Source organism: Mycobacterium sp. (genome assembly GCF_036273375.1).
Classification (GTDB): domain Bacteria; phylum Actinomycetota; class Actinomycetes; order Mycobacteriales; family Mycobacteriaceae; genus Mycobacterium.
In genome coordinates this window covers 1-3,527 of sequence record NZ_DASUHS010000140.1, presented here as the reverse complement: position 1 = coordinate 3,527, position 3,527 = coordinate 1, and the positions used below count along the sequence as shown (strand labels likewise).

4 protein-coding genes and 1 pseudogene are annotated in these 3,527 nt (G+C 68.3%); 1 reads left to right on the top strand and 4 read right to left on the bottom strand.

Annotated elements, in window-relative coordinates; genetic code table 11:
* The coding region (locus VFW69_RS13560; protein ID WP_526502036.1) for a reverse transcriptase domain-containing protein at positions 1-291 on the top strand (291 nt) is incomplete at its 5' end.
* Positions 292-300: 9 nt separating this feature from the next.
* Here the strand turns inward: VFW69_RS13560 and VFW69_RS13555 are convergent.
* The 4 genes and pseudogenes from VFW69_RS13555 to VFW69_RS13540 all read right to left on the bottom strand — a co-directional run bounded on the left by VFW69_RS13555 (position 301) and on the right by VFW69_RS13540 (position 3,445).
* A complete protein-coding gene (locus VFW69_RS13555) occupies positions 301-2,523 on the bottom strand; it encodes a recombinase family protein (protein WP_526502035.1) in 2,223 nt (740 codons plus the stop codon).
* Positions 2,516-2,689, bottom strand: a complete 174-nt coding sequence (locus tag VFW69_RS13550; RefSeq protein ID WP_526502037.1) for a hypothetical protein — start codon at positions 2,687-2,689, stop codon at positions 2,516-2,518. Before VFW69_RS13550 ends, VFW69_RS13555 begins: the two co-directional genes overlap by 8 nt.
* A gap of 76 nt (positions 2,690-2,765) precedes the next feature.
* Positions 2,766-2,990 (bottom strand): annotated as a pseudogene (locus VFW69_RS13545) (DUF5372 family protein); the annotation flags it as partial.
* A 20-nt stretch (positions 2,991-3,010) separates the two neighbouring features.
* A complete protein-coding gene (locus tag VFW69_RS13540) occupies positions 3,011-3,445 on the bottom strand; it encodes a hypothetical protein (RefSeq protein WP_526502034.1) in 435 nt (144 codons plus the stop codon).
* Positions 3,446-3,527 lie beyond the last annotated feature (82 nt).

The following is a 3,527-nucleotide window of genomic DNA, read 5'->3' as shown; positions in this document are numbered from 1 at the left end:
CGTCCGATCCCGGCCCGGCGGGTATTCATACCGAAGCCGGGGACCAAGGAGCGGAGGCCGTTGTCGATTCCCGCGGTGCGTGACCGAGTCGTGCAGGCGGCGGTGAAGATCGTGCTCGAGCCGGTCTTTGAAGCCGACTTTCTGCCGTGTTCGTTCGGGTTTCGCCCGAAGCGCGCGGCGCACGATGGGCTGCAGGTGCTCGTGAACGAGTCGTTCGCGGGTGCCCGCTGGGTGGTGGAAACCGACGTGGCCGACTGCTTGGATGCATTGTCACACTGCTCCTTTCGTTGATTGTCATGGTCAGAACAGTCCGTCTTGGGTGGGTGGGGGCTGGATACGCAGGCCTTTTCGGCGTCCGGTGCGCACGTGCACGGCTTTGAGTTCGCCGCGCTTGACACGTTGCATGATGGTTTGGCGGGACACGCCGTCGGCGAGGGTGGCCTCCAGCATGGCCAGCCAGCCGTCGGGGGCGTTGTCGACGAACAGGGCGCGGATGTCGTCGGTGAGCCGGATCCGCCAGGGGGCGCCGGGGGTGAGTTGTTCGCCGGCGATGAAGCCGTCGCCGAGCCAGCGGTGCAGGGTGGAGGGCGCGAGTCCGAGTTCCTTTGCGGCGTCGGTCACGGTGAGCGGTTCTCCTTCGGCCGGGTCGTCGCGGTGCTGGTGGCAGGGAATGTTGTAGTGGTGGCGCAGCGATTGGACCCTACCGGCGGTGTATGACAATCCGCGGGCGGTGCGGCGGTCCTGCCGGTTGAGGATGTGCGCGATCGTTGCGTCGGGGTAGTGGGCGGCGAGGCGGCGGATGCGGTCGATGGTGTCTTCGTCGGTGCGTAAGGTGTTGGGTGGCTTGCGTTTTACCGGCACCGACAGTTCGCTGATCGCGCCGCCTTTCCACCGCACGACCAGGTCGGCGTGGGAATCGGTGTGGTCGCGGTGCACGGTGATGTTGACCTCGTCGAGCAGGGTGCGCAGCAGCTGTTTGCGGTCCCGGTCGGTGGTGGTGTCGGCGTCCCACACGCCGTCCAGGTCGGCGCCGAGTGTCAGGATCAGCGTTTTCTCTTGCGGGGTCAGTGTTTTCGGACGGGCGGTCTCGCGGCGGGCGAGTTCGGCTTCGGTGTCGGCGAGGTGTCGCAGCGCGGTTTCCCAGGCTTGTTCCAGGCCGAGGGCGACGAGCCGGTTTTCCGGATCGACGGCCTGGTAGCGGCGCTGCGCCTTGGTCGCGTCGTAGCGGGCGGTTTCGACTTGGCGGCGCCACTGGGCGAGGGCGGCGTCGTGGCCGTCTTCGAGTTGCTGGGCGGCGGCCAGGCAGGCCTGGGCTGCCGAGGGGGCCAGCGCGGTCAGGAACACGGTGGTGACCGCGGTGTCGATCGCGACGCCACCGATACGCATATGCCGGGTGCCGCGGCCGTCGACGAGTTGGCCGGTGCCGGTGCAGTAGTAGCCCGGGGTGGCTTTGTGTTCGCCGTCGTAGTAGACGGCGAGCTTGCGCCCGCAGACCCCGCAGGTGGCCAGTCCTTGCAGCAGGGCGCAGCCCTCCCGGACTGCGCCGGTGCCCGGCTCGTGCACCGTGGGGCGGATGTTGGCGCCGATGCGGGTTTGGTTGTCAAGGTAGGTGTTCCAGTCGATGAATCCTTCGTGATGGTCGGTGATGCAGACCTCCCACTCGGTTCGGGGCAGCACGCGGCGGCGGACCCGCAGGACCCCGTCGTCGCCGACCTGTTTGACCTGGCCGGTTCGGCCGAAGGTGTAGGTGCCCGCGTAGACGGGGTGGGTGAGGATGGTGTGGACCGCGTGATAGGTCGGGTCGACCCACACGATCTCGGTGGACGCCGACACGTATCCGTGCTTGTTCAGCGGCAGCTTGAGGCCCTGGTCACGCAGCCACAACCACACCCCCCGCACCGATCCGCGCACGGGGAACTGCTCGAAGATCGCGGCGATGACCCCGCGGACGGCTTCGTCGGGGTGGGTGAGGATCTGCCCGTCGGCTTCGCCCCAGACCAGCCCGACCGGCAGCCCGCAGCGTAGCTCGCCGCGGGCGGCCTTGCTGCGGATGCCGCCGTTGAGGCGGGCTCGCAGGATATGCAGTTCGGCCTCGGACATGGTGCCTTTCATGCCGAGCAGCATCCGGTCGTTGAACAATCCGGGATGGTAGACGCCGTCGGTGTCGGCGATCAGCGTGTCGGTCATCCCGGCCAGGTCCAGCAGCCGGTACCAGTCGGCGTTGTTGCGGGCCAGTCGCGAGCATTCCAACGCCAACACGATCCCGACCTGCCCGAGCCCGACCTTGGTGACTAGTTCCGCGAAGCCCGACCGGCCCGCCGTCGATGCGCCGGACACCCCCAGGTCCTCGTCGATCACGCTCACCGCGCCGCGCGGCCATCCGAGCGTTTCGGCTCGTGACACCAGATCGTATTGGCGGGCAGTCGATTCCCTGGTGCGTTCGACCTGGGCGAGGCTGGATTGGCGGACATAGATCGCCGCCGTGCGCCGCAGATGCGACGCGGTGACCTTGGATTCACTCATCGCGACTCACCTGCGTCCCGATCGGGTTCGGGGTCGCCGCCTTGGCGATCAGGCCGGCCAGCAGCGTGACCGCGGCCGCGAGCTGGGGTTCGGGGAGCTGCGGTGTCGATGGCGGGGGTGGTGCCGGAACCTGGTCCGGCAGCAGACTGAGCTGTGCGGGCTGCATGGGAGTCCTCCTTGGACGGTGACTGCCGTGCAGCCTGCACCGTGTCGCGACCGCGTCGGGCCGCAAGCGCCGAAACCAACTCCCGCGCGGCCAGCAGATCCGCCACCGTCCCCAACGTCGCCGACAACCCACCGCAAATCGGTTCCACTGCACCGTCATTGGCGTTGTGGTCGGTCCACGCCGCCGGAACGAGGGTCTTGCTGCCGTCGGGCAGCACCAGCAGCAACTCCAGCCGGCCGTGGCGGCAGACCCGCCCCAGGACCGTCAAGCAGTGGCCCTGCAACGGATGGTGCGACCGCACGATCGTCACCGTCACCGCGGTCACCGCGGTGCTCCGGCGATGACCGCGCCGCCGTGCCCGGCGGCATGGAGAACGGCGCGCACGACCAGGCCGGTGTCGGTCTCGTCCAGACCCGACAGCGCCTCGCGCAGATCCACCGGCCTCCCCTCGGCGATGCTCGCGGCGATCAGCAGCAGCTGCCGCTCGCTCGACGAGCACGGCAACACCCCGGACTCCAGCGCATGGCCCGCCGCGATGAAATCCAGCCAAACCATGGCCTGGCCGGTGAACACGTGCCACCCGAACCCGAGTGCAGCAGCATGAGCGAAATCCTCGCGCCACAACCACAACTCATGCCCGATCAGCAGCTCGACAGCCGCTTCCAGACACAGCAGGCCCTTCGCCCACACCCGCAAACCAGCGACCAGGTCCTCGAGACGGGTAGTAAGTCGGGTCCTCGTTCGGCGCGATTCCACACTCCGGGTTGATGTCCGCGGTCGAGGAACGCATCAGTGACCGTCGCCTGCTGTCGCTGCTGCGCGCGTTCCTGCGCGCGGG

Bases quoted from the DNA above. Each gene is read 5' to 3' on its own strand.
- VFW69_RS13555 (WP_526502035.1), bottom strand. From the start codon at position 2,523: ATGAGTGAATCCAAGGTCACCGCGTCGCATCTGCGGCGCACGGCGGCG.
- VFW69_RS13550 (WP_526502037.1), bottom strand. From the start codon at position 2,689: ATGCAGCCCGCACAGCTCAGTCTGCTGCCGGACCAGGTTCCGGCACCA.